Below are 26,149 nucleotides of genomic sequence, written 5' to 3' on the forward strand. Positions count from 1 at the left end.
CATGCAGACGAATTTCACCGCCGAACAGCTGAAGATTCCGGGCATCGAGCGCTCGAACGAGATCCTGCGCGCCTGCGTGCATTGCGGCTTCTGCACCGCGACCTGCCCCACCTACCAGGTGCTGGGCGACGAGCTGGACAGCCCCCGCGGCCGCATCTACCTGATCAAGGACATGCTGGAGAGCGGCCGGCCGGCCGATGCCAAGACGGTCAAGCATGTCGACCGCTGCCTGTCCTGCCTGGCCTGCATGACGACCTGCCCCTCGGGCGTGCATTACATGCACCTTGTCGATCACGCGCGGGAATATATCGAGAAGACCTACAAGCGCCCCTTCCGCGACCGCGCGCTGCGCTGGCTGCTGGCGCGCATCCTGCCCTATCCCAGCCGGTTCCGGCTGGCGCTGCTGGGCGCCAAGATCGGCCGGCCCTTCGCCTTCCTGATGCCCGACGCGCGGCTCAAGGCGATGCTGGAGATGGCGCCCAAGCGCATCCCGCCGGTCAGCCGCAACGACGACGCCCAGGTCTTCCCCGCCATCGGAGAGCGCAAGATGCGCGTCGCGCTGATGACGGGCTGCGCGCAGCGGGCGCTGAACACCGACATCAACGACGCCACCATCCGGCTCTTGCGTCGCCTTGGCTGCGACGTGGTGATCGCCAAGGGCATGGGCTGCTGCGGGGCGCTGACCCATCACATGGGCAAGACCGGCGAATCCCACGCCACGGCGGCGAAGAACATCCGCGCCTGGGCCGCCGAGATGGCGGGCGAGGGGCTGGACGCGGTGGTGATCAACACCTCCGGCTGCGGCACCACGGTCAAGGATTACGGCCACATGTTCCGCAACGAGCCGCTGGCCAAGGAGGCCGCCGCCGTGTCCGGGATCGCCATGGACATCTCCGAACTTCTGATGAAGCTCGACCTGCCGCAGGGCGCGAATCAGGGCCTGAAGGTGGCCTATCATGCCGCCTGCTCGCTGCAGCACGGCCAGCAGATCAAGACCTATCCCAAGGACCTGCTGAAACGCGCGGGCTACACCGTGGTTGAGCCCGCCGACAGCCACCTGTGCTGCGGCTCGGCCGGGACCTACAACCTGATGCAGCCTGAGATCTCGAAGCAGCTGAAAGAGCGCAAGGTGCGCACGCTGGAGGCCAAAGCCCCCGACGTGATCGCCGCCGGCAACATCGGCTGCATGATGCAGATCGGCTCGGGCACGGAGGTGCCCATCGTGCATACGGTGGAACTGCTGGATTGGGCCACCGGCGGGCCGAAACCCCGCGCAATGGCCGAAGATCAGCCATAATCCTGCCCCACCCCGCGGCTAGGCATGTCCCGGAGAGAGGGAGCTGCCATGCTGCGGAAATTGCTGATCGGATTGGTGTTGCTGGCGATCTGGGCCAAGGGCAGCGATGCCGGCCCCTCGGATCTGCGCGCGCTGGTCACCGGCGACGATGGCCGGGGATGGGAGGCCGTGGGGCGGCTGAACCTCGGGCGCACCGGCTTCTGCACCGGGGCGCTGATCGCCACCGACCGGGTGCTGACCGCGGCGCATTGCCTCTATGACAAGGCCAGCGGCACCATTCTGCCGCTGGACCAGATCGAGTTCCTGGCCGGCTGGCGCAATGGCCGGGCCCAGGCCTATCGCGGGGTGCGCCACGCGGTGGTGCATCCGCGCTATGTGTTCGGGCAGGGCGACGACGTGGCCCGCGTCGCCCACGACCTGGCGCTGCTGGAACTCGACCGCCCGATCCGCCTGCCAGGCATTCAGCCCTTCGCCACCGCCGGACGGCCGCGCATGGGCGACCGGGTCGGCGTGGTCTCCTACGCGCAGGACCGCTCCGAGGCGCCTTCGCTGCAGGAGAGTTGCCGGGTGCTGGCTGGGCGCGCCGGCATCCTTATGCTGTCCTGCGATGTCGATTTCGGCTCTTCCGGGGCGCCGGTGTTCAGCTTTGCGGGGGGCGTGGCGCAGATCGTGTCCGTGGTCACCGCCAAGGCCGAGATCGAGAGCGGCAAGGTCGCTCTGGGCACCTCGTTGGGCAAGTCCCTGGATCTGCTGCAATCGCGGCTGGCCGAGGGCGAGGGCGTGATCGGGCGCGGCGCGCCGAGCACGATCCGCCGCTTCGGGCAGGGCGGCGCAGAGGCCGGCGGGGCCAAGTTCATCCGCCCCTGAAGGTCTTGAAAGCCGGGTTTTGTCTTCCCACATCGCCAGATGCGGATGCCTGCAACAGGGTCCGTTTTGACGTCAACGCCCGTCCCTTCGGGAGGGCCCGGAGACATCGCTCGATGGAGGATGAATCATGCGTAATTTCGACCTTTCCCCGCTTTACCGCGCCACTGTCGGCTTCGACCGCGTGGCAGACCTGATGGACCGCGTCCTGACCCAGGACCTGCCGCAGCCGAGCTACCCGCCCTACAATATCGAAAAGACCTCCGAGAACGGCTATCGCATCTCGATCGCGGTCGCCGGTTTCACCGGCGACGAACTGTCGGTCGAGGTCCGGGAAAACGCCCTGATCATCGCCGCCCGCAAGGCGCGCGAGGAAGAGGAGCGCTCCTATCTGCATCGCGGCATCGCCACCCGCGCGTTCGAGCGCCGCTTCCACCTGGCTGATCACCTGAGGGTGACCGGCGCCACCCATGCCGACGGCATGCTGCATATCGACCTGGTGCGCGAGGTGCCCGAGGCGCTGAAGCCGCGCCGGATCGAGATCGCCCGCGGCGCCGCGGTCGAGGCCAAGGCGGTGGAGGCCCCGTCTGAGGAGGCATAAGCCCCCAGCGGCCGAAATGACGAAGGCGCGGCGGCCTCGGCCCCGCGCCTTTTCCGTGTCCTGCCGGGCGACCTGTTGTCAGCCCCGCGCGCCCAAGGGACGAACGCCCGGCCGAGGTTTCGCGGCCGAGCGTTCGGGATGCGTTTCGCAGAAGATGCGGTTGGGCGGATCAGACGCTTCAGACGCTGAGGCAGATGTATTTCATCTCCATGTATTCCTCGATCCCGTGGCTGGAGCCCTCGCGCCCCAGGCCCGACTGCTTGACGCCGCCGAAGGGGGCGACCTCGGTCGAGATCAGGCCGGTGTTGACGCCGACCATACCGTATTCCAGAGCCTCGGCGACCTTGGTCACGCGGCTGATGTCCTTGGCGTAGAAATAGGAGGCGAGGCCGAAGATCGTGTCGTTGGCCAGCTCGATCACCTCGTCCTCGTCCTTGAACTTGAACAGCGGCGCCAGCGGACCGAAGGTCTCGTCCTGCGAGAACGCCATATCGCGGGTCGCGCCGGTGACGATGGTCGGCTCGAAGAACGTGCCGTCGTTGCCCATGCGCTTGCCGCCCAGCACGACCTTGGCGCCCTTGGCCGTCGCGTCGGCGATATGCTCCTCGACCTTGGCGACCGCGCTGTCGGTGATCAGCGGGCCGAGGTCGGTGCCCTCTTCCAGCCCGTCGCCCACGCGCAGCTTTGCCACCGCGGCCGACAGTTTCTCGGCGAAGGCGTCATAGACCCCTTCCTGCACATAGATGCGGTTGGCGCAGACGCAGGTCTGGCCGTTGTTGCGGAACTTGCAGATGATCGCGCCCTTCACCGCCTCGTCGAGATCGGCGTCGTCGAACACGATGAAGGGCGCGTTGCCGCCCAGCTCCATCGAGCATTTCTTGACCTGGTCGGCGGCCTGGCGCAGCAGGATGCGCCCGACCTCGGTCGAGCCGGTGAAGGTCAGCTTGCGGATGATCGGGTTCTCGCAGAATTCCTTGCCGATGTCCGAGGAACGGGTCGAGGGGATGATCGACAGCACGCCCTTGGGCAGGCCTGCGCGGTCGGCCAGCACCCCCAGCGCCAGCGCCGACAGCGGCGTCTCGGCGGCGGGGCGGGCGACGAAGGCGCAGCCGGCGGCCAGCGCCGGGCCCGCCTTGCGGGTGATCATCGCGTTGGGGAAGTTCCACGGCGTGATCGAGGCGGCGACCCCGATCGGCTGGCGGATCACGGTGATGCGCTTGTCCGGGGCATGGCCGGGGATGGTCTCGCCATAGACGCGCTTGGCCTCTTCGGCGAACCACTCGATGAACGACGCGCCATAGGCGATCTCGCCCTTCGCCTCGGCCAGCGGCTTGCCCATCTCGGCGGTCAGGATGGTGGCCAGGTCGTCCTGGTGCGCCATCATCAGCTCGTACCAGCGGCGCAGGATATTGGCGCGCTCCTTGGCGGCGCGGGCGGCCCATTCCTTCTGCGCGACCTGCGCGGCGGCGATGGCGCGGGCGGTCTCGGCCCGGCTCAGGTCGGGGATCGAGCAGATCACGTCGCCGCGCGCGGGGTTGGTGACGTCAAACGTGGCGCCGTCGTCGGCGTCCACCCATTCCCCGGCGACATAGGCCCTGGTGGCCAAGAGGTCGGGATCTTTCAGGCGGGCGCGGAGATCGGTTGCAGGCATCGGGCTTTCCTCCCATAAGTTTTGGCATAGGGAAATCATGCGGCGGGAGGGATGTCCAGCATGTCGGAACAGATCGATTGGGATGATGCCTATGCGAACATGCCCTACATCCCCGACGGCCAATCCTACCCGGCGCGCTGGGCCGAGGCGGCGGCGGTGTTCCGGGCACAGGCCCGGGCCGAGTTGGACCTGCCCTATGGCGATCACCCGCGCCAGCGCTTCGACCTGTTCCACCCCGAGGGCGAGGCGCGCGGGCTCGTGGTGTTCATCCACGGCGGCTACTGGCTGAAATTCGACAAATCTCTCTGGTCGCATCTGGCGGCGGGCGCGCTGGCGCGCGGCTGGGCGGTGGCCATGCCCTCCTACCGGCTTGCACCGGAGGTGAGGATTGCCGACATCACGCAGGATGTGCGTGACGCCCTCGTCGCCATCGCCGGGCGGGTGGCCGGGCCGATCGCGGTCACGGGCCATTCCGCCGGCGGCCACCTGACCGCGCGGATGCTCTGCCCGGATGTGGCGCTGCCCGAGGCCGTCGCCGCGCGGCTGGTCCGCGCCCTGCCGATTTCGCCTGTCACCGACCTGCGCCCGCTGCTGAAGACGGCGATGAACGACGATTTCAGGTTGGACGATGCCGCCGCCGCGGCCGAGAGCCCCGCGCTCTGCCCCGCGCCGCGCCCGGTGCCGGTTACGGTCTGGGTCGGCGGCGCCGAACGCCCGGTCTTCCTCGATCAGGCGCGCTGGCTGGCCGATGCCTGGCCGGGTGCCGGGCTGCACATCGCCCCCGGCCTGAACCATTTCACCGTGATCGAAGGGCTGACCGCAGCCGACAGCCTGCTGACGCGGGACCTGCTCGACGGGCTATAGGCCGAAGGCGCCCAAGCCCTCGAAGTCGATCGCTTCCAGCACCGGCAGCATCACCGCCACATCCGCGCCGCTGGCCTGCACCAGCACGCGCCCGTTGATCAGCCCGGTCAGCTCGCCGTCCTGATCGAGGAATTTTTGCCGCCCGACGCGGATGATCCGACCCGAGGCGGCCATGATCATCGGATTGGCGAACATCCCCGCCATGGCCGCGACCATCGGGGTGTCCGCCATCAACGTGACGGTGAAGCGGGCTTCGGCGCCGGTATATTCCGCCTCCGCCCCGGTGCCGCCGCCGAACATCGCCATGCCGGCGCTCATCTCGGTGTTCACTTCGCGGCTCCAGCCCTCGGGCGGGGGCGGCAGGAAACCCGCCAGCCCCTCGGTCTTCATCGCCTGCAACAGCTGCCGGGCGAAGGCGATCTCCTCCAGCGCATATTGCACGTCGCCCGCCTCGTAAGCCTCGATGGCGCTTTTCAGCGTGTCGGTGACATCGTCGGCCTGGGCCGACAGGGGCAGCGCGGTGAGCGCCGCGGAAAGGAAAATGCGTTTCATGAAAAGGCTCCGCTTGGATGCAATGCCACAGTAGCAGCGGCGGCGGCGCGGCTCAATTCTCCGGCGGGTCGAACCTCTCCTGCCAGCAGGGCAGGCGGTCGCCCGGCGCGGGGCGCGCATGATAGACCCCGCGCGCGATGGCGCGGGCCAGGCAACAGGCCGCCGCATGGCCCAGCCGCAGCGCCTCGAGATCGTCAGGCAGCGCCCGGGCGCCGGTCGCCGCGGCGAAGACTAGATCGCCGTCAAAGGGGGTGTGGCTGGGCAGGATCGCCCGCGCCATGCCGTCATGCGCCGCCACCGCCAGCCGCGTCGCCTGCGCCTGGGTCAGCTGCGCGTCGGTGGCCACGATGGCGATGGTCGTGGCCGCGCCCTGGTGCAGCTTGAGGCGCGGCTCCTGCGTCGCATCGTGCCGCCCCGGGCCCAACCCGCCGAACTCGCCCCCCATCTCGTAGGGCGCGGCCCAGAATTCCGGCCCCTTGCCCATGACGACCGAACCGAGCGCGTTGACCGCCACCAGCGCCCCCACCGTGATCCCGCTCTCCAGCAGCACCGAGGCTGATCCAAGGCCGCCCTTCAGCCCGGCCGTGGTCGCCCCCATCCCCGCGCCCTTGGAGCCCAGCGCGAAGACCTCGCTGGCCTGGTCCAGCGCCTCCGCGCCCAAAGCCTTGTAGGGGTTCTCGGCCCAGTCCTTGTCGCCGCCGTTGAGCAGGTCGAACAGGATCGCGCCGGGCACGATCGGCACGCGCTGGTCGCCCACGGCGAAGCCGCGCCCCTGCGCGCGCAGCCCGTCTGCCACCCCCGAGGCCGCGTCGAGACCGAAGGCCGAGCCCCCCGACAGCACCAGCGCATCCACCTCCTGCACCAGCTTGTCCGGCGCCAGCAGGTCGGTCTCCCGCGTGCCCGGTGCGCCGCCCATCACATGCACCCCGGCCACGAAAGGCGCCTCACCCACCAACACGCTGACGCCGGTCTTGATCCCGGCATCCTCGGCATTGCCCACCTTCAGCCCTGCCACGTCGGTGATCAGGTTGCGCGCGCCCGGCTTCATCGAACTATCCTTCTTCTTGGTGAAAATACTCCTGGAGGGGGGCATTGGCGCAGCATTGGTCCGAGCGTCAATGGCGACGGGCAGCCCCCCGGCCGCTCAGATGCAGCGCCCGCCGTCCACCTCCAGCGCGACGCCCGTGATCATGCTGGCCTCGTCCGAGCACAGGAAACAGGCGGCGTTGCCCATGTCCTCGGGGGTGGAGAACCGCCCCAGCGGAATGGTGGACAGAAACTTCGCCCGCATCTCGGGCGTGTCCTCGCCCATGAAACTGGCCAAGAGCGGCGTCTCGCCGGCCACCGGGTTCAGCGCGTTCACGCGGATCGCATCGGGGGCCAGTTCCACCGCCATCGCCCTGGTCGCGGTGATCATCCAGCCTTTCGAGGCATTATACCAGTTCAGTCGCGGTCGGGGCGACACGCCGGCGGTCGAGGCGATGTTGAGGATCGTGCCGCCGCCGTGCGCCTTCATATGCGGCACGATATGGCGCGCGGTCAGGTAGACCGACTTCGCGTTCACCGCGAAGACCCGGTCGAATTCCTCTTCCGTGACCTCTTCCAGGGGCTTGGGCAGATGGGTGATGCCGGCATTGTTCACAAGGATGTCGAGCCGCCCGAACAGGGCGAAACCCGCCTCGGCCATCTCCAGGACCGAGCCGCCGCGCGACACGTCCACCACCTGCGCGGTGCCGCCGATCTCATGCGCCACCGCCTCGGCGGCGGCGGCGTTGATGTCGGCCACCATAACCCGCGCGCCTTCGGCTGCGAATTTCCGCGCGATCCCCGCGCCGAAGCCCGACCCCGCGCCGGTCACGATCGCGGTCTTGCCTGCAAGCCTCATCTCCACCTCCCTTTCGTCATTTTCCGGAAAATCGCCTCACCCATGCCGGGCGGCGACCGTCTTGAGCACCGAAAACCCATAGAGCGCCTCGAACCCCTTCTCGCGCCCGTGGCCCGATTTCCCGACGCCTCCGAAGGGCAACTCGACCCCGCCGCCTGCGCCATAGTTGTTGACGAACACCTGGCCCGCGCGCAGCCGCCTGGCCAGCCGCATCTGCCGCGCCCCGTCGCGCGACCAGATGGCGGCGACCAGCCCGTAATCGGTGCCGTTGGCGATGGCCACGGCCTCCTCCTCGTCCTCGAAGGGGATCAGCGCCTGCACCGGCCCGAAGATCTCGTCGCGGGCCAGCCGGTGATCGGGGGAAAGGCCCGCCAGCAGTGCGGGCGCGACGTAATGCCCGCCCCCGGGCGCACCCTCGGCAATGGCCCCCCGGGCCACGATGTGCGCGGGATCGGCCAGCGCCACGAAGCCCTCGACGATCTCCTTTTGCCGGGCCGAGATCAGCGGCCCGACCTCCAGATCCGCCAGCGCGGGCCCCACCCGCAGGCTCTCGTAGGCCGCCGCCATTCGCGCAAGAACCTCGTCATGGACCTCCCGCTGCACGAGGATGCGCGAGGCGGCCGAACAGGTCTGACCCGCGTTCTGCACGCCCGCGTTCACCAGGAAGGGCAGGGCGTCGTCGAGATCGGCATCGGCAAAGACGATCTGCGGCGATTTCCCGCCCAGTTCCAGCGTCACCGGCACGATGTTGCGCGCCGCCGCCGCCTGCACGGCCGCGCCCACGCCGACCGAGCCGGTGAAGGACAGGTGCCGCACGCCGGGATGGGCGGCCAGCGCCGCGCCGGCCTCCTCGCCCAGGCCCGGCACCACGTTCAGCGTGCCGGGCGGCAGCCCCGCCTCTCCGGCCAGCCGGGCGAAGGCCAGCGCCGTCAGGCAGGCCTCCTCGGCCGGTTTCAGCACGCAGGCGTTGCCCATGGCCAGCGCCGCGCCCACCGAGCGGCCGATGATCTGCATCGGGTAGTTCCAGGGCACGATATGGCCGGTCACACCATGCGGCTCGCGCAGGGTGTAGACGGTGTAGCCGCTCTGATAGGGGATGGTCTCACCCATCACCTTGTCGGCCGCTCCGCCGTAGAACTCCATGTAGCGGGCCAACGCGCGGGCATCGGCAAGGGCCTGCGTCAGAGGCTTGCCGACATCCTGTGCCTCGATCCGGGCCAACGCCTCGGCGCGTTCCTCGACCAGCCGGCCCAGCCGGGTCAGCACCCGGCCGCGCTCGGTCGCGGTCATCCGGCCCCAGTCGCCCGCCAGTGCGGCCTGCGCCGCGGCGACGGCGGCGTCGATATCCGCCGCGCCGCCGCGCGCGATGGCGCCGGTTTCCTGCCCGGTCGATGGGTCCTCCACCGGCAGCGTTTCGCCCCCCGCCGCCGCCTGCCAGCGCCCGCCGATCAGCACCTCGCGGCTGTCAAACCAGAGCTCCTGCATCGCCTGTCCTCCCTTGCGGCCAGTCTGCCGGAAGAACCGGCGCCGCGGCAATCAGTTCCTGCGTGTAGGGGTGCTGGGGGTGGGCGAAGACCGCCTCGGTCGCGCCGCGTTCCACGATCCGCCCGGCCCGCATCACCAGCACCCGGTCGGTGATCGCGCGCACCACGCCGAGGTCGTGGCTGATGAAGAGATAGGACAGGCCGAGACGCGCCCTGAGCTCGGCCAGCAGGTCGAGGATCTGCGCCCGCACCCGCACGTCCAGCGCCGACACCGCCTCGTCCAGCACGATCAGCTCGGGCCGCGTGATCAGCGCGCGGGCGATGGCGATGCGCTGGCGCTGCCCGCCCGAGAATTCGTGGATGTATTTCTGCGCGTCGCGCGCGCGCAGCCCCACCGCCTCCAGGGCCTCGGTCACGCGGGCCTCGGCATTCGCGGGCCGCCCGGTCAGGTGAAAGGGCTCGGCCACCAGCCGCCCGACCCGCCAGCGCGGGTTGAAGCTGCCGTAAGGGTCCTGGAACACCACCTGCATCTTGCGCCGCATATGGGCTGGCATGTGCTGGCCGGCCGCGACCCTCTCGCCATCGAGGCGGATCTCGCCGCCCTGAACCTCCTCCAGCCCGAGGATGGCGCGGGTGAGAGTGGACTTGCCGCAGCCCGACTCGCCCACCAGCCCGAGGCTTTCGCCGCGGCGGAGCGTGAAGCTCACCTCGCTGACCGCCCGGAAAGGGGCGGAGCGGCGGAAGAGGCCGTGCCGCGCGTCGGGATAGTCGCGGGTCACGCCCTGAAGCTCTAGCAGGGGCGCCTCCTGCGGCGCAGGGCCGGGGTCCGGGCGGTGGCCCGAGGCCTCGAACAGGTCGCGCGTATAGGGGTGGCGCATCTCGGCCAGCACCGCGCCGGTGGGCCCGGTTTCGACGATTTCCCCCTTCTGCATCACCGCCAGCCGGTCGGCCATCCCGGCCACCACCGCCAGGTCATGGGTGATCAGCATCAACGCCATGCTGTCCTCGGCCACCAGGCGTTTGAGCAGGTCGAGGATCTGCGCCTGCGTGGTCACGTCCAGCGCGGTGGTGGGCTCGTCGGCGATCAGCAGGGCCGGGCGCAGGGCGATGGCCATGGCGATGCAGACCCTCTGCCGCTGCCCGCCCGAGAGCTGGTGCGGATAACGGTCCAGCCCGAACCGCTCTGCCGGCAGGCCCACGCGCGCCAGCACCTCGGCGGCGCGGGCGCGGGCCTTGGCGCGCGGGGTGCCGCAATGCAGGCGAAGGGTCTCGGCCACCTGCGCGCCGATGGTCTGCACCGGGTTCAGCGCGGTCATCGGCTCCTGAAAGATCATGCCGATGCGATTGCCGCGCAACGCGCACATCTCGGGCTCGGACAGCGCGGTCAGGTCCGCGCCGTCGATGGTCGCGCGCCCCGTCAGGCGGCTGCCATGCGGCAGCAGCCGCATCAGCGCCAGTGCGGTCATGGATTTGCCCGAGCCGCTTTCGCCCACCAGACCGAACACCTCGCCCGCGCGCAGATCGAAGGAGACGTCACGCAGGATGGGCTGGCCGTGGATCTCCAGCGACAGGTTCTCGACCGCGATCATGCCGAGCGCCTCCGCAGCCGCGGGTCCAGCAGGTCGCGCAGCCCGTCGCCCAGCAGGTTCAGCCCCAGCACCAGTGCGACGATGGCCAGTCCCGGCAGCAGCGCCAGCCGCGGGGCGGTGTAGATCATGGTCTGCGCCTCGGCCAGCATCCTTCCCCAGCTGGGCGTCGGCGGCTGCGCGCCGAGGCCGACATAGGACAGGCCCGCCTCGGCCAGGATGCCGAGCGAGAACTGGATCGTGCCCTGCACGATCAGCAGGTTCAGGATATTGGGCGCGATATGCTCGACGCTGATCCGCAGCGCGCCCTTGCCCGCCACGCGCGCGGCGAGGATGTAGTCCAGCGTCCACAGGCTCAGCGCGGCGCCGCGGGTGACGCGGGCGAAAACGGGGATGTTGAAGATCCCGATGGCCAGGATCGCGTTCAGCGCCGAAGGGCCGAGGACGGCGGTGATCAGGATGGCGATGACCAGCGCCGGGAAGGCGAAGATCAGGTCGTTGCCGCGCATCACCAGCTCGTCGATCCATCCGCCGTGGCGTGCCGCGGCCAGCAGGCCCAGCGGCACGCCCGCGGCCAGCCCGATGCCGACCGCCACCAGCGCAACCGCGATCGAACTGCGCGCGCCCACCATCAGCATGGAAAGCATGTCGCGCCCGAAATGGTCCGTGCCGAGCGGATGCGCGGGCGAGGGCGGTTGCAGCTTGGCCGCGATGTTCAGCGCGGCCACGTCCTGCGGCACCCACAGCAGCGAGAGCAGCGCCACCGCCAGGAACAGCGCGGTCAGCGCCGCGCCGAGGATCATCTGCGCGGGCCACCTCATCGCCGGTGCCTCAGGCGCGGGTCGGCGGCGGCATAGGCGATGTCCACCAGGAAGGTGACGACGATCACGGCGAAGACCAGCAGCATCACCACGCTTTCGACCACCACCAGGTCGCGCTGGGTGATGCCCTGAAAGATCAGTCGCCCCAGTCCGGGCAGGTAGAACACGTTCTCGATGATGATCGCGCCGGCCAGCAGGAACGAGAATTGCAGCCCGATGATGGTCAGCACCGGGATCAGCGCGTTGCGCAGCGCGTGCCGGCGGATCGCCTGGCGCGCGCTCAGCCCCTTGGCGCGGGCGGTGCGGATGTAGTCCTGCCCCAGCGTCTCGATCAGGGCGGACCGCGTGACGCGCGCCAGGATCGCCGCCTGCGGCAGCGCCAGCGCCACCGCCGGCAGGCTCAGCGCCTTGAGCGCCGGAATGACGCCCGCCTCCCAGCCCGGGAAGCCGCCCGCCGAGAACCAGTGCAGCTTTACCGCGAAGACCAGCACCAGCAGCATGGCGAACCAGAAATTGGGCACCGCGATGCCCAGTTGCGCCACCCCCATGATGCCGTAATCCGCCGCCCGCCCGCGCCGCGCGGCCGCGATCACCCCCACCGGGACGGCGATCAGGGTGGAAAGCGCCAGCGCGAGCGCCGCCAGCGGCAGCGACACCCACAGCCGCTGCGCCACCAGTTCAGCCACCGGCACGCGGTAGGTGTAGGACAGCCCGAAGTCGCCCCGGACCATGCCCCCCACCCAGCCGAGGTAGCGCGCGGGAAGGGAGCCGTTCAGCCCCAGTTCCTCGCGCAGCGCCGCCACGGTGTCGGGCTCGGCGTTCAGCCCCAGCATGAAGGCCGCCGGGTCGCCGGGAATGACCTCGATCACCGCGAAGATCACGAGGCTCGCGGCGATCAGGCTGAGGCACAGCGAAACAAGGCGTGCGGCGGCGTAGCGTAGCATGGGGCGACGTTAGCCCTGGCTCCGCGGGCTGGCCAGAGCTTTCGGGCTTGCCTTGGCGGGGCCTTTGGGCAAGGCTTTGCGCGGGCCGTGGCGATGGCGTCGCCACAGGGGCCGCGCGCCCCGCGCCCGGCGGCGCCGCCCGCCTGACGTCCTGAACGCCGGGACCTTTCGGGGGCCCCGCGCGGGCCTCATCCCAGGAGGTCGAGATGACGAAAACCGAACGTCCCGCATTCTACCCGTTCCAAAATGGCGAAAAGGCACCTCTGCCCTTTTCGCCCGGGGAATACGATACCCGCCTGATGGGGCTGCGCAGCGCGATGGATGCCACCGGCGCCGAGGTGGTGGTTCTGACCTCGATGCAGAACGTGGCCTATTACTCGGGCTTTCTCTATTGCAGCTTCGGCCGGCCCTATGCGCTGGTGGTGACGGCGTCGGACGCGGTGACCATCAGCGCCGGCATCGACGCGGGCCAGCCCTGGCGGCGCTGCCACGGCGACGCCATCACCTATACCGACTGGGCGCGCGACAATTTCTGGCGCGCGGTGGCCTCGGTCACCGGACAGGCGCGCGCGGTGGGCTACGAGGGCGACCACCTGACGCTGGCGCAGGCGGAGCGTCTGAAAACCTTCCTGTCGCCCGCGCGGATGGTCGATATCGCGCCCGCCACGATGCAGCAGAGGATGCGCAAATCGCCCGCCGAGATCGACCTGATCCGCGCCGGCGCGGCGGTGGCCGATGTCGGCGGCTACGCCATCCGCGACGCGGTGCGGCCGGGCGCGCGCGAGATCGACGTGGCGATGGCGGGCCGAGACGCGATGGAACTAGAGATCGCCCGCCGCTTTCCCGATGCCGAATACCGCGACACCTGGGTATGGTTCCAGTCGGGGATCAATACCGACGGCGCGCACAATCCGGTCACCTCGCGCAGGCTGGAACGCGGCGATATCCTCTCGCTCAACACCTTTCCCATGATCTCGGGCTATTACACGGCGCTGGAGCGCACCCTGTTCGTGCAAGAGGTGGACGACGCCTCGCTGGCGATCTGGGAGGCCAATGTCGCCGCGCATGAACTGGGCATGTCCCTGCTGAAGCCGGGCGCCAGCTGTGCCGGTGTGACCCATGCCATCAACGATTTCCTCGCCGGGTGCGACCTGCTGCAATTCCGCAGCTTCGGCTATGGCCATTCCTTCGGCGTGCTCAGCCATTACTACGGCCGCGAGGCTGGGCTGGAACTGCGCGAGGATATCGACACGGTGCTGGAACCCGGCATGGTGATCAGCATGGAGCCGATGCTGACCATTCCCCAGGGCCGGCCCGGCGCCGGCGGATACCGCGAGCATGACATCCTGATCATCACCGAGGGCGGCCCCGAGAACATCACCGGGTATCCCTACGGGCCGGGGCTCAACGTGGTCGGCTAGGGGTGGATTAACCATTCGCCTTGACGCGGGCGCGGCTTTGGTGTCGCTTGGCCGAAATCCTTTGGTTTTTCCGCCCTTGCGCCGCGCGGGGGCCAATTGAATGAGGCCGCGCCCGTATGGTTACAGACATGCTTCCGCCCCCCCGCCGACTGCACCGCCGGCAGGTCTTGATCGGGGCGGCGGCCACGCTCGGCCTGGCGGGCTGCATGGAGATCGACGGCACCGCCCCGGTGAGAACGGCACCGCCGCATGTAGTGGCGCGCTACGGCGCGTTCGAGGATGGCGGCTTCCACATCGGGGCGGTGCCGCCGTCGCTGCTGAACATCCGCACCTACCGCGTGGTGGTGGCCTATACCGGGCCCGAGGCGGCGGGCACGATCGTGGTCGATCCCTACGCGCGCTTCCTCTATCTCGTCACCGGGCCGCAGCGCGCCTACCGTTACGGCGTCGCCGTCGGGCGCGCGGGGCGCGGCTTTGCCGGCAATGCCGTGGTCAGGCGCAAGCAGGAATGGCCCTCCTGGGCGCCCACCCGGAACATGATCCGGACCCAGCCGGAGATGTATGCCGAATACGCCGCGGGCCTGCCCGGCGGGCCGCAGAACCCGCTGGGCGCGCGGGCGCTCTATCTCTATCGCGGGGGCAAGGATACCTATTACCGCATTCACGGCACCAACGACGTGCGCTCGATCGGGCACGCCACCTCGGCGGGCTGCATCCGGCTGTTCAACCACGACATCCTCGACCTCTACGAGCGCGCGCCGCTGGGCACGCCGGTCAAGGTCCGCACGAAGGCCGAATCGCGCCTCTACGAGGGCGTGATGGAAGAACAGCCCGACGGCACGCTGGTGCAGCTGGAGCCGCCGGTGATCTGGCCCGACGGCTATTGAGCGCGCCCGCACAGGCGGAACGGCAAAGGGCGCCCGAAGGCGCCCTTTTCCTTTGCAGCGCGGGACGGATCAGTCGGTCCAGCGCACGCCGGTCAGGTCGTTCGCCTGCGTCGGCGCGTTTTCCCACAACCCCTCGATCTTCGCGTTGGCGACGCCGGTCTTGGCCAGCTGGAAGAGGAAGCCGTTCACATAGTCGGCGGCGATCTTGCCCTGCGCCGCCTTCAGCAGGTCCGAGCGCGCCGCCGGGTCGGTGGTGCCCTCCAGCGCGTCCATCAGCGCCCGGAAGCCCGGATCGTCATATTGGAAATAGTAATCGGGCCGGGCGTAGATATTGATGTCGGCGGGTTCGGTATGGCTGACGACGGTCAGGTCGAAATCCTTGCCGCGGAACACCTGTTCCAGCCATTGCGCCCATTCCAGGTTGGTGATCTCGATCTCGATCCCGACCGCGCGCAGATGGGCCGCGATGATCTCGCCGCCGCGGCGGGCATAGCTGGGCGGGGGCAGCGCCAGGCGCAGTTTCAGATCGGTCTGCCCAGCCTCGGCCAGCAGCCGCTTGGACAGTTCCGGGTCATATGCCGAGATGCCCGTCAGATCGACGTAATCGGGGTTGTGCGGCGCGAAATGCGTGCCGATCGGTGTGCCGAAGCCGAACATCGCCCCGTCGATGATGTCCTGGCGGTTGATCGCGTGGGCGATCGCCTTGCGCACCCGCACATCGCCCAGCGGCGCGGATTTGTGGTTCATCGACAGGATGGTCTCGCCCTCGGTCGAGCCGACGATGACCGAAAACCGAGGGTCGGCCTCGAACTGCGCCAGCGTCTCGGGCGCGGGGAAGTTGGGGAAAGCATCGACATCGCCGGCCATCAACGCCGCGAAGGCGGCGTTGGGGTCCGAGATGAACTTGAACGTGGCCTTGGCCAGCGCCGGCGCCTTGCCCCAGTAATCGGGGTTGCGCGCGATCTCCACCCGGTCGCCCTGCAGCCAGCGGGTGAAGGTGAACGGCCCGGTGCCCACCGGCGCGGTGGCGGCCGTGTCGATGCTTTCGGGCGCCACGATCACGGCGTCGCCCCAGGCCATCTTGAACGGGAAATTCCCGTCCGGCGCCTTCAGCGTGACGCGCACGGTGGTCTTGTCCAGCGCCTCGACCTCCGCGATCCCCGCGAACAGCGCCTTCTGCGCGTTGGTGCTGTCCTCGGCGCGGGCGCGGTCGAGGCTGAATTTCACATCCTCTGAATCCATCGTGGTGCCGTCGTGGAAGGTCACGCCCCCGCGCAGCGAGAAGGTGTAGACCGTGCCGTCGTCTGAGACCTGCCAGCTTTCGGCCAGCCCCGGCAGGATCGCGCCGTCCGGGCCGAAGCGCGTCAGACCCTCGAAGATGTTCGCATAGACGACCTCGTCGATCGCGGCGGCGGCGCCGGCGGTGGGGTCGAGGTTCGGCGGCTCCAGCACCATGCCGATGGTCAGGCTGTCCTGCGCGGCCCAGGCCGCGCCGCCGCCGAGCAGCATCGCGGTGGCGGCGATTTGGAAAAGGCGCATGATTTCACTCCCTTCGGGCCGCGCAAGCCGGCGGCGCGCCCCCATGAAACGCGGCGCGGGGCCGCATGGCAAGCGTCGCTGACAACAGAAGGCTTTATTTTCTGCGCCGCAGCGCTATAACCCGCCCGACGTTGAGGAGCCTTGGGAGGAGTAACCATGAGCGCCACCGCACGCATCACCGCCCCGACCCCGTCGGAAATCCGCGCCCGCAAGGGCGGCACGCCTCTGGTCTGCCTGACCGCCTACACCACGCCCATCGCCCAGCTCGTCGATCCGCATTGCGATATCGTGCTGGTGGGCGACAGCCTGGGCATGGTGCTGCACGGGCTGCCCTCGACGCTGGGCGTCACGATGGAGATGATGTCCCTGCATGGCGCCGCCGTCGCCCGCGGGCTGAAGCAGGCGATGATGGTCGTGGACATGCCCTTCGCCTCCTACGAGGAAAGCCCTGAGCAGGCGTTCGGCAACGCCGCGCGGCTGATGCGCGAGACCGGCTGCGCCGCGGTCAAGCTGGAAGGCGGCGTCGAGATGGCCGAGACCATCCGCTTCCTCACCGCCCGGTCGATTCCGGTGATGGCCCATATCGGGCTGACCCCGCAGGCGATCAACACGCTGGGCGGCTACAAGGTGCAGGGCCGGGGCGAGGACGCCGCGCGCGTGCTGGCCGATGCCAAGGCCGTGGCCGAGGCCGGCGCCTTCTCTGTTGTGCTGGAAAAGGTGCCGGCCGCGCTGGGCGACGAGATCACGGCGGCCATCGACATTCCCACCATCGGCATCGGGGCCTCCGCGGGCTGCGACGGCCAGATCCTGGTGGTCGACGACATGCTGGGTCTCTTCACCGCCTTCAAGCCGAAATTCGCCAAGCGCTACGCCGAACTGGGCAAGAGCGCCGATGCCGCCATCGCCGCCTATGCCGCAGAGGTGCGCGCCCGCGCCTTCCCCGCGCCCGAGCATGTCTTCGGCGACGCCGCGCCGGAGCCGAAGAAATGAGCACCCCCATCCTGCGCCGCCTCGACGCGCTGCGCGCCCTGACCGCGCAGTGGCGCAAGGGTGGCGAGACGGTCGCCGTCGTCCCCACCATGGGCGCGCTGCACGAAGGGCACCTCAGCCTCGTGCGCGCGGCCAAATCCGGCGCCGACCGGGTGATCGTGACCATCTTCGTCAACCCCAAGCAGTTCAACAGCGCCGAGGACCTGGCCAACTACCCCCGCACCGAAGAGCAGGACGCGCGCAAGCTGGCCCCCTTCGCGGTGGATGCGGTCTATGCCCCGACGCCGGACCAGATCTATCCCGAGGGCTTTGCCACCAACGTGTCGGTCTCGGGCGTGTCCGAGGGGCTGTGCGGCGCGCACCGGCCGGGCCATTTCGACGGCGTTGCCACCGTGGTGACCAAGCTCTTCCTGCAGACCAGCGCCGATCGCGCCTATTTCGGCGAGAAGGACTTCCAGCAGTTGCAGGTGGTCAAGCGGCTGGCACGCGACCTCGACATTGCGGTGGAGGTTGTCGGCTGCCCCACCGTGCGCGAGGCCGACGGTCTGGCGCTGTCCTCGCGCAACGTCCGCCTGTCGCCGGAGGCGCGGGCGAAGGCCCCCGCGCTCCACGCCGCGATGACCCGCGCCGCCGAGCGGCTCGGATCGGGCGCCGACCCCGAAACCGCCCTTGCCGAGGCCCGTGCCGCGATCCTCGAGGGCGGCTATGCGGAGGTCGAATACCTCGAACTGCGCGCCGAGGACGGGCTCGCCCCGCTTGCCGCGCCCGACCGCCCCGCACGACTGCTGGCGGCGGCGTGGCTCGACGGAATCCGGCTGATCGACAACATCCAGATCCAACCCGCCTGATCTTCTTCTTGGGAAAAATACTCATGGCGCGAACCGCGCCGCCCGCGCGCGGCCCGGCAGGGGCGCCTCCGGCGTGCGTGCCGTCAGAAGAAGCCCTGTGTCCAATAGGCTGCAGGCTCGCCGGCTGGCGCTGTCGCGCCCCCGATCGGATAGCGCTCAGAACGAGCGGCCGCTGATCTGCTGCTCTGACGACGAAACGGGCCGCAGTATCCGTGTGCCCGGCGAAGCGGTCATTTGCTCCACTCGCGCCATGACGCGTCGCCATCGGTCGGGCGTCGGTCCCTGCGGGATGAGAATTCGGTGACTGGTCCGGGCCTATCCGCCTGAAATGACCCTTTTCAATTCATCGATGTGCCTTCTTTGAAAGAGAAGGTGCATGGTTATGTATATCAAAGCTCCGAGCAAGATGATGGAAAAGACGGCCAGCATGGACGGTTCAAGGAAAAACTGCATGGCACCGTACAGCAACACGCACATCACCGAAGATATCAGCAAGGACGGCATCAGCTGTTTGAACACTTGGCCGAAGCGCGAAGTTATTGTGGGTTCTATGAACATTCTGAAGAACGGATAAACCATGACAGTTGAAAATATGAAAATTGAAACTGCCAATCCCGTTATGCCGCCGAGCAGGGCGCCGGCCAGAATTGTCGGTGTGCGAACGACGGCCCAGATCATGGACCAAATGAACCGCAACTTTGCCTGACCTTGAGCAAGGGCGAGCGCCTGTGCCGGAATAACCACCACGGAAAAAACATTGGAAACTGATATGATTTGAAGGGGGATGATCGAATTTTCCCACTTATCGCCAAAAATGGTCGTGATAAGCCAGGCGGCGATCAGCGCCGTTCCGAGAAACATCGGATACCCAATGGAAGACAGGGCGCGCACTGACGCGAGATAGCCATATTTGAGCGCTTTGGAGTCGGTTTGCCTATTGGCGAATACGGGAAACATCACGCGCGTAAACAGTGCGTTCATCCGCGTCAAAGGCATCGTCGCTATCCGAAGTGCAATATAGTAATATCCAAGTGCTTGCGTGCCAAGAATGGCGCCAATCAAGACCTTGTCGAGTTCGGCGCTCAGCGCGTGAATGGTGTTTTGGCCAAGCTCGAACAGGCCAAACCCGACATAGCCTCGCAGGTCCCGTGTTCGGAAATGCAGGGACGGGCGCCAACTTCTCCAGCCTCTTCCCACAAGGATCAGTACCGTAACGAAATCCCCGGCCAAATGGCCCCAGACGAAAGAAAAGACTCCTTGTCCAGCCAATGCGGCGACAATGCAGACGATCGTCGAGGTCACGGCGCTGAAAGTCTCAACAAATGAAAGGATCTTGAAGTTGAGTTCCTTTTGCAGAAGGATCCCATACTGGTGCCCAAAGGGTGAAATGACCAAGGTAACCGAGGCGAAAATCAACACTTCATCGAGGCGTTCCTCCCCGAATGCGACGGCAAGTGGCTGGGACACCAGCACGACCCCGGCAAACAATACAGCGCCCAGGAAGATGTTGAGCCAATAGAGAGAGGAAAGTTGTTCGGGCGTTACGCCCTGGCGCTGAACCAAGGCGTTATTCACGCCCAAATCCGCGTAGATGCCGATGACGCCCAGAACCGCCATCGTGATGGCAAAAAGACCGAATTCCTCGGGCGCCAGAATTCGCGCCAGAACAATTATCTGCGCGATCTGAAGTATTGTCAGAACAACCTCGGACAGGGCGGACCAGCTCAGACCGATAAGGGCGGCGCGGTTGATGCTCAAGGGTCTCGCGCCTCAGCCAACGGGCCCGCGCGCGGCCTGTGTCGAATTGGCCGGGCAACCGGCGCCCCGGCCCGGGCTTGGGGGTCGACGAGCAAACGGATGGTCCGGGCCCATGATGCACCTGCATGTAACGGAGCTGTTTCAATGTTAGCAGGCTAACGCAATGTGCGCTAAGGTCAAAGAACGTGAAAAATCACAGGAATCCTCAGCGGCGGGTTCCATGTCTCGCGCTGGGCCGTCCTGCGCCGATCCGGGCTTTCCCGACAGCATTGCGCGTGGCGGGGTTCGTTGCCTTGTGTCCCGCGTCGCATTGAGCGATCCGGGCCGCCGGATCAACGGGTGTGACGGTGTCCGGGGAACCATGCCCTTGGCACGATTCGGGTAAATCGGTAAGTAAAGCAGGGAAAGTGCTGCGTGCCGGTCGAGGGACCGGGCGCCACACAGGAGGACGAGATTGCCTTCGCGGGACACAGTTGGCAGGCGACGCCCGATCCAGAAATGGTCGCAGAGGCAGTTCCTGCGTGTCTATGGCGTGGCCTATGCGATCCTGGATGGTTTTCTCAGCGCGGGGACCGAAAAACAATCGGCCACAATTCGGGTGATCGATGGCGATGTGCCGGCGGGCGCCTTTCGCGACCTCTGCATCTTTGCCCATTTCGACCGCCAGGGCCGGGTCGACGACCATGTGCTCCACTACCTGCACCATCTGCGCCGCGCCGGCCGGGAGGTCATTTTTGTCACCAACTCCGCGGACTTGAGCGATCCTTGCATCGAAAGGGTAAGGCCCTTTTGCAGCGCGATCATCATCCGTGAGAACAAGGGGTATGATTTCGGCTCATGGAAGGCAGGCATTCAGCAATCGCGGAACCTGGATTTCTATGACACCGTGATCCTTGCCAACGACAGCGTGTACGGGCCAATCGGGGATCTCGGAGAAAAGATCACGCACATGCGTCAGCGCGGTCTGGATTTCTGGGGGATCACGGACTCCTACGAGGTCACTCATCACGTCCAGAGCTATTTTCTCTTTTTCGAAAACCGGGTTGTGACCAGCCAGGCATTCAGGGCTTTCTGGGCGGGTCTTCCCCTGTATCGCTTCAAATGGTCCGTGATTTGGAACGGCGAGATCGGCCTATCCCAACGACTTGTCCGCGCCGGTTTCAGAATGGGCGCACTCTGCGGCTACGATGACTTGAGGAAACGACATGGCGACATCCTCAAGGCCGAGGAGGCCAAGGCATTTGGCGGGCGAGTGAACGTGAGCCGCGTTCTGTGGAAGCTGCTGATCCGCGATTACGGTTGTCCCTTTCTAAAAGTCGATATTGTCCGTGAGCAGCCGGATTGCGCCCTGGAGATCGGGGACTGGGCCGCGTTCGTGAAGGGGCACGCAGACTACGACACGGAACTCATTCACAATCATCTGGCCCGCGTAAGGGGCGCATGATCAAAAGGACGCCCCCGGTCCGGACCGGATCGCGCGGCGGATAGGAGCGACATTCGGATGCGGGCAACAGATGCACTGTCCAGGGTCACCGCGGTTCTGCGCTCCTACATGAGAAGGGTCATCTTCCACCTGCGAACACGGGACATTCGGATCATGAAGGCCGATGCCGTTCTGCTGATCCGGGCGTTCCAGGATTATCTCGTGGTCCAGACGACCGCCTTTCCAAAGACCCAGATATTCATGTTCCGGAAGTATGCCTGGCTATCGGGCAGGCTTGCCGAACTCTCCAATGCCGTCATGAAGAGGCGTCTCAGAAGAAAGCTACGGATCGGCTTTCGGAACTTCCTGGCGTCGGGGGAAAAGATCAGGATCCCTCGCGGCCCCGCGCCCGACATCTCGATTGTGATCGTGACGTGGAACCAGGCGGAACTGACCTGCCAGTGCTTCCTGTCCCTTGAGCGGCAAACCGATTGCGGGATTGAAGTGATCGTCGTCGACAATGGTTCCAGCGATCGCTCCTCTGAGTTGTTTTCCCGCACCGAGGGCATAACGCTCATGCGCAACGAGGAGAACGAGGGCTACTTGCATGCCGTCAACAAGGGGGCGAGCAAGGCGCGGGGCGAATTTCTGCTTTTGCTCAACAACGATGCCGCGATCCGTCCGGGGGCGCTCACCGCGGCCCTCGCGTGCATGCGCCGCGGGGACGTCGGCGCGGTCGGCGGCCGGATCATCCTGCCGAATGGAAGACTTCAAGAGGCGGGCAGCATCATCTGGCGGGACGGCACTTGCCTTGGCTATGCACGCGGCGCGCGGCCCGATGCCGGAGAGGCGATGTTCCGCAGGGCGGTGGACTTTTGTTCCGGGGCCTTCTTGCTGGTTCGCACTGCGACGTTCTCGGAAATGGGCGGCTTTTCCACGGATTACGCGCCTGCCTATTACGAAGAGACGGACCTTTGCATGCGCCTGACAGGGCAGGGGCTTTCCATCCTTTTCGAGCCCGGCGTCGTCATCGACCATTACGAATTCGGAAGTTCGAGAAACCGTTCGCGCGCCATCGCGATGCAAGCCCGAAATCGGGAAAAATTCGTCCGCAACCATTCCAGCGCACTGCGATCGCACTACCCGCCAGGTCCGGCGAATGTCCTGAACGCGCGCTCCCGATCGACCTACCGCGAAAAGGTGCTCTTCATCGATGATCGGCTTCCCGTCCGGGGGTATGGCGCGGGGTATCCACGGGCAAACAGCATGATCCACACCCTGTTCGAGAACGGCTGTTTCATAACCCATTATCCGCTGCGGGAACCGAGGGCAGACTGGCAGGAGGTTCGCCGAGAGGTCGCGCCCGAGATCGAGGTGGCGCTTGGATGGGGGCGGCTCGGATTGGCGGCCTTCCTGGCGCAAAGGGCCGGCTTCTACGACAAGATCATCGTCAGCCGTCCGCACGACATGGAGTTTTTCAGCCGCATCGTGGCGAGGCAGCCGGCGCTCACCGGCCGCACGCCTGTCATCTACGACGCGGAGGCACTGTTTTTCGATCGCCTCTTCCGGCGCGCCGAAGTTGCGGGTGACAGCAAGGCAAAGTCCCTTGCGATGGCGGCGCGCGGTCGCGAACTCGCTCTTGCCGCCAAGGCGGACCGGGTCATCGCCGTCAGTGAAAGGGACGCGGAAAGTTTCCGCTCGGGCGGTTGCCATGATGTCCGCGTTGTCGGGCTTGCGCTCGCGGTGCGATCGGACGTGCCGGATTACGCTGAGCGGAAGAACCTCCTGTTCGTCGGAAATCTGGAGAGCGACCACTCCCCCAATGCGGACTCAATCATCTGGTTCATCGACAATGTGATGCCGCGCTTGCGCCGGCAAGGAGCCGAGCCGATCGCCCTCACGCTTGCGGGGCGCACATTGGCCCCCAGCGTGCTGGCCCGGGCCAGCGACGACATCCATATCCTGGGGCAGGTGCCGGATCTGCGCGCGCTTTATGATTGCCACCGGGTTTTCGTGGCGCCGACACGCTTTGCAGCCGGTATCCCGCACAAGGTGCATGAGGCCGCCGCGAACGGACTGCCCACCGTCGCGACGCCGCTGCTCGCCAGGCAACTGAACTGGAATCCTGACCGCGACCTGCTTGCGGCAGAGCACGCGGAGGACTTCGCCCAGGCCGTCCTCCGGTTGTATCACGACAGCGATCTCTGGGCGCGCGTCCAGGCGAATGCCCGCGCACGGGTCGATGAGGAAAGCGGTCAGGAGACCTTCTCCCGCCAACTCATCGAGGCCATCGCGGGGCTGTGACCGACCGCTTCAGTCTTCGCAACCCGCGTTCGCCAGTTTGCGCTTCAGGTCACGGCGTCTGGTCTGGCGCTCCGTCTCGTCGCCGGCAAGGCGCTTTATCCCGAATTGGCGCAACGTCTCGGCGTAGACGGTGACGTATGAATGCTCGGCGCACAGGCGCGCCAGCTTGGCCTCGTCGATCATATCCAGGGCGAGGATTTTCGGCCGGTTGCGCATCAGGGGATCGTTGCGCACAAGATCGTGGCCGTACCAGATGCCCGCCGCGTCCAGAAACACCAGTTCTTCGGCGCGCGACGCCAGATACTTGGCTGCGGTATGGAATGGCCGGACAAACGCCTCGACCTGAATGGCGCGCAGGGGAAGCCCCGCGCAAAGCGTGACAAGGGCGAGCGCGCCGGTAAAACGGCGCAGCCTCTGCCAGCCCTCAAGTGGCAGAGAGGTCCGGGCGGACAGCCATCCGAAAGCTGCGATCAGCGCGACATTCCCCAGGACGGGATGGAGATAACGGTATCCCCAGCCATGTCCCTGTGTCGGCATCAGCAGGATATACGGGATGAGAGAGGTCGCGATCGACCATGCCAGCAAGCGGATATTGGGCGGCATGTGCCTCCACCGCCTCAACGCGATCACGGCGAGAGGCAGGACAGCCAAGTTCTGCCAGGCCACGAAACGCGAGATATTCACCGCCCAAAAAAGCAGATCCTCCCATCCGTGCATTTCCCATCCCGATCTGAGGGCCTGGCGGATGAAGCCAACGCCGCCGTCGATCTCCGCGGCGGCTCCACCAGCCGCGACGGGCTCCAGGCCCTGAAGCCAGACCGCGATATCCATCCAAAAGACCGCAGCCAGGCACGAGAGCCCGTATGCGAACGCATAGGCCAGGGAGAGGACGAACCGGCGCTCGATGAAAAGCAGCCTGAGCAGGAAGGGGAGCGCGAAAAAGAGATGGACATGGATGTGATGGAGGACGAGCGCAATGCAACCCACGCCGATCGCGGCCAGATGCCCCGCAAGGCGCCCCGAGGTGAAAAAGTAGAGCCACAACAAGGACGCGAACAGATGCGCGGTCATGGTGTAGGGGGTCATTCCCGTGATGAGGAATTGCGGGGAAACCGCCAGCAGGCCGACCGCCCAAAAGGCGGCCTGCGGCTGATTTGGCCATTCGCGCGCCGCGAGTGCGGCCACGAGCCAGACACAGCCCGCGCTCAGGAGCGGGTTCATGAGTGTTCCAAGCCCGACCATGTCGAAGACTGCGTAGATCAGGGCGGCCCCCGGCCGATATCCGGGGGCCCAGAAATGATACTCCTGGTTGACGATGAGGAAGCCGGGGCGGAGAGCGTGCGACAGGGGAAACCAGTCTTCGGGGACGGGTGCGACGAGGTGGCCCTGCTTCAGGATCTCGGTCTGGAAGCGGAACATGAACTCGTCCATGGACAGGGCGAAATCGTGATAGACGAGAAAGGTGCCAGCCCCGGTCACGGCAAGGCAGAGGACACAGGCCGAGATGAGCGCCCGCGGCCGCGACCCCGCCAGGAACCGGCCAAACTTCGACCGGAGAACAGCACCGGCGCCTGACTGGATCTGTGCCGGCCAATCGCTGCGGCTGGAAAGCGTCCAAAGAGCAGGAAGCAGCGCCAACGCCGTTGCCAGCCAGGCGAAATCCTGGGTCGCGATGCTGTAATAGGAAATTTGCAGGAATACCTCGCCGGACGAGGCGCTGCGATTAATGGCATACAGGAAGAAAGAGACCAGAAAGCAGAAAAGAACGATGATCCAGCAGAGCTTGAAAACCGCCAGCAAGGTGTCTTCCTGTTGGCCGGCCTTTGAAGGCTCGGGGCCACTCCTGACGGAAATGGAAGGGATGTTCCTGTTTTCTGCCACGAAATCTCGATCTCTTTGGGCCGGCAATGCAGAAGAAGAAGGCCCGTCCTGACGCCTGGGAACCGACGGAAGGATCCGTCCCCGCAGAGGGGTTCGCCGGGATGTTATTGGCTCGCCGGCGCAAATCCAAGCCATTCGGTCAGGCCGCGTCCACGTCGCGCTGATGCTCGCCACGCGTTGGCCCACCATCTTGTTCGAGAAACCGGTGGCATCAGGATGGCCGGCAATCGTCACGCCCCCGAGGAAACCGTCACGAAGCGGCGGCGGATCAAGGCTCTTTGCGGCCAGGGCATGGCGCGCGCGGATGCAAACCGCGAGGTTCGCACGACCGAGCCGTCCTGTTGCCGCTGGCGCAAGCGGTGTCGCGCCAGCCATGTCCGCAAGCGCGGTCGAAACCCCTGCGCCATGCATTAGAGGTCGCGATCCGCCATGCCATCGCGCAGTGCCATCGGCCCGAACGGCGATCCCGACAGACCGGCACGGACAGGGGCCGCGGGCACGGCGATGGCCCGCGCCGGACCGAGGACGTGCAGGGCCCCTCCTGGGATG

21 protein-coding genes are annotated in these 26,149 nt (G+C 66.8%); 10 read left to right on the forward strand and 11 right to left on the reverse strand.

The features are described 5' to 3' along the window. Position 1 precedes the first annotated feature (1 nt). From glcF to KCI33_RS12725, 3 genes are all read left to right on the forward strand, one after another. On the forward strand, positions 2-1,297 hold the full coding sequence (glcF, locus tag KCI33_RS12715; RefSeq protein WP_212525174.1) for a glycolate oxidase subunit GlcF: 1,296 nt from the start codon (positions 2-4) through the stop codon (positions 1,295-1,297). Positions 1,298-1,345: 48 nt separating this feature from the next. Beyond that, the gene (locus KCI33_RS12720; protein WP_212525175.1) at positions 1,346-2,164 is read left to right on the forward strand and encodes a trypsin-like serine protease; all 819 of its coding nucleotides are present in this window, start codon (positions 1,346-1,348) and stop codon (positions 2,162-2,164) included. Between the two features lie 127 nt (positions 2,165-2,291). Then, positions 2,292-2,762: an Hsp20 family protein gene (locus KCI33_RS12725; RefSeq protein WP_212525176.1), complete on the forward strand. Its 471-nt coding sequence runs from the start codon at positions 2,292-2,294 to the stop codon at positions 2,760-2,762. 178 nt (positions 2,763-2,940) lie between these two features. On the opposite strand, the gene KCI33_RS12730 is transcribed toward KCI33_RS12725, so the two are convergent. Beyond that, a complete protein-coding gene (locus KCI33_RS12730) occupies positions 2,941-4,413 on the reverse strand; it encodes an NAD-dependent succinate-semialdehyde dehydrogenase (RefSeq protein ID WP_212525177.1) in 1,473 nt (490 codons plus the stop codon). Positions 4,414-4,485: 72 nt separating this feature from the next. Between KCI33_RS12730 and KCI33_RS12735 the strand changes: the two genes are divergently transcribed. Continuing rightward, positions 4,486-5,277, forward strand: a complete 792-nt coding sequence (locus KCI33_RS12735) for an alpha/beta hydrolase (RefSeq protein ID WP_212525208.1) — start codon at positions 4,486-4,488, stop codon at positions 5,275-5,277. Here KCI33_RS12735 and KCI33_RS12740 read toward each other — a convergent pair. The 7 genes from KCI33_RS12740 to KCI33_RS12770 form a co-directional block, all read right to left on the reverse strand. Next, positions 5,272-5,829, reverse strand: coding sequence for a hypothetical protein (locus KCI33_RS12740; RefSeq protein ID WP_212525178.1), 558 nt, complete (start codon positions 5,827-5,829; stop codon positions 5,272-5,274). The two genes, KCI33_RS12735 and KCI33_RS12740, sit on opposite strands and share 6 nt — an antisense overlap. A 52-nt stretch (positions 5,830-5,881) precedes the next feature. Further along, entirely contained in the window at positions 5,882-6,877 is a 996-nt protein-coding gene (locus KCI33_RS12745) for a P1 family peptidase (RefSeq protein ID WP_212525179.1), read from the reverse strand. Between the two features lie 96 nt (positions 6,878-6,973). Next, a complete protein-coding gene (locus tag KCI33_RS12750) occupies positions 6,974-7,714 on the reverse strand; it encodes an SDR family oxidoreductase (RefSeq protein WP_212525180.1) in 741 nt (246 codons plus the stop codon). A 36-nt stretch (positions 7,715-7,750) separates the two neighbouring features. Further along, on the reverse strand, positions 7,751-9,199 hold the full coding sequence (locus tag KCI33_RS12755; protein WP_212525181.1) for an aldehyde dehydrogenase family protein: 1,449 nt from the start codon (positions 9,197-9,199) through the stop codon (positions 7,751-7,753). Next, a complete protein-coding gene (locus tag KCI33_RS12760) occupies positions 9,180-10,787 on the reverse strand; it encodes a dipeptide ABC transporter ATP-binding protein (protein ID WP_212525182.1) in 1,608 nt (535 codons plus the stop codon). The genes KCI33_RS12755 and KCI33_RS12760 overlap by 20 nt, the downstream gene beginning before the upstream one ends. After that, a complete protein-coding gene (locus tag KCI33_RS12765) occupies positions 10,784-11,605 on the reverse strand; it encodes an ABC transporter permease (RefSeq protein WP_212525183.1) in 822 nt (273 codons plus the stop codon). The genes KCI33_RS12760 and KCI33_RS12765 overlap by 4 nt, the downstream gene beginning before the upstream one ends. Beyond that, positions 11,602-12,549, reverse strand: coding sequence for an ABC transporter permease (locus tag KCI33_RS12770; protein WP_212525184.1), 948 nt, complete (start codon positions 12,547-12,549; stop codon positions 11,602-11,604). The genes KCI33_RS12765 and KCI33_RS12770 overlap by 4 nt, the downstream gene beginning before the upstream one ends. Positions 12,550-12,755: 206 nt before the next feature. Here KCI33_RS12770 and KCI33_RS12775 point away from each other — a divergent pair, with 206 nt between their 5' ends. Further along, positions 12,756-13,970: an aminopeptidase P family protein gene (locus tag KCI33_RS12775; protein WP_212525185.1), complete on the forward strand. Its 1,215-nt coding sequence runs from the start codon at positions 12,756-12,758 to the stop codon at positions 13,968-13,970. 128 nt (positions 13,971-14,098) lie between these two features. Continuing rightward, complete coding sequence (locus KCI33_RS12780) at positions 14,099-14,857, forward strand: L,D-transpeptidase (RefSeq protein WP_249139048.1); 759 nt, start codon at positions 14,099-14,101, stop codon at positions 14,855-14,857. 69 nt (positions 14,858-14,926) lie between these two features. Here the strand turns inward: KCI33_RS12780 and KCI33_RS12785 are convergent, their stop codons facing one another. Beyond that, the gene (locus KCI33_RS12785; RefSeq protein ID WP_212525186.1) at positions 14,927-16,396 is read right to left on the reverse strand and encodes an ABC transporter substrate-binding protein; all 1,470 of its coding nucleotides are present in this window, start codon (positions 16,394-16,396) and stop codon (positions 14,927-14,929) included. Between the two features lie 156 nt (positions 16,397-16,552). Between KCI33_RS12785 and panB the strand changes: the two genes are divergently transcribed. After that, positions 16,553-17,386 carry a 3-methyl-2-oxobutanoate hydroxymethyltransferase gene (gene panB, locus KCI33_RS12790; protein ID WP_212525187.1) on the forward strand — a complete coding sequence of 278 codons (834 nt, stop codon included), beginning with the start codon at positions 16,553-16,555 and terminating at the stop codon, positions 17,384-17,386. Beyond that, entirely contained in the window at positions 17,383-18,234 is an 852-nt protein-coding gene (gene panC, locus KCI33_RS12795) for a pantoate--beta-alanine ligase (protein WP_212525188.1), read from the forward strand. The genes panB and panC overlap by 4 nt, the downstream gene beginning before the upstream one ends. Before the next feature lie 315 nt (positions 18,235-18,549). Here panC and KCI33_RS12800 read toward each other — a convergent pair whose 3' ends face one another. After that, positions 18,550-19,992 carry an MOP flippase family protein gene (locus tag KCI33_RS12800; RefSeq protein ID WP_212525189.1) on the reverse strand — a complete coding sequence of 481 codons (1,443 nt, stop codon included), beginning with the start codon at positions 19,990-19,992 and terminating at the stop codon, positions 18,550-18,552. Between the two features lie 454 nt (positions 19,993-20,446). On the opposite strand from KCI33_RS12800, the gene KCI33_RS12805 reads away from it, so the two are divergent. Together KCI33_RS12805 and KCI33_RS12810 are read left to right on the forward strand one after the other, a co-directional pair. After that, positions 20,447-21,436 carry a rhamnan synthesis F family protein gene (locus KCI33_RS12805; RefSeq protein ID WP_212525190.1) on the forward strand — a complete coding sequence of 330 codons (990 nt, stop codon included), beginning with the start codon at positions 20,447-20,449 and terminating at the stop codon, positions 21,434-21,436. A 153-nt stretch (positions 21,437-21,589) separates the two neighbouring features. After that, positions 21,590-23,719, forward strand: coding sequence for a glycosyltransferase (locus KCI33_RS12810; protein WP_212525191.1), 2,130 nt, complete (start codon positions 21,590-21,592; stop codon positions 23,717-23,719). Between the two features lie 9 nt (positions 23,720-23,728). On the opposite strand, the gene KCI33_RS12815 is transcribed toward KCI33_RS12810, so the two are convergent. Further along, a complete protein-coding gene (locus KCI33_RS12815) occupies positions 23,729-25,519 on the reverse strand; it encodes a hypothetical protein (RefSeq protein ID WP_212525192.1) in 1,791 nt (596 codons plus the stop codon). Positions 25,520-26,149 lie beyond the last annotated feature (630 nt).

It is taken from the genome of Actibacterium sp. MT2.3-13A (assembly GCF_018139985.1).
GTDB lineage: Bacteria > Pseudomonadota > Alphaproteobacteria > Rhodobacterales > Rhodobacteraceae > JAGSOU01.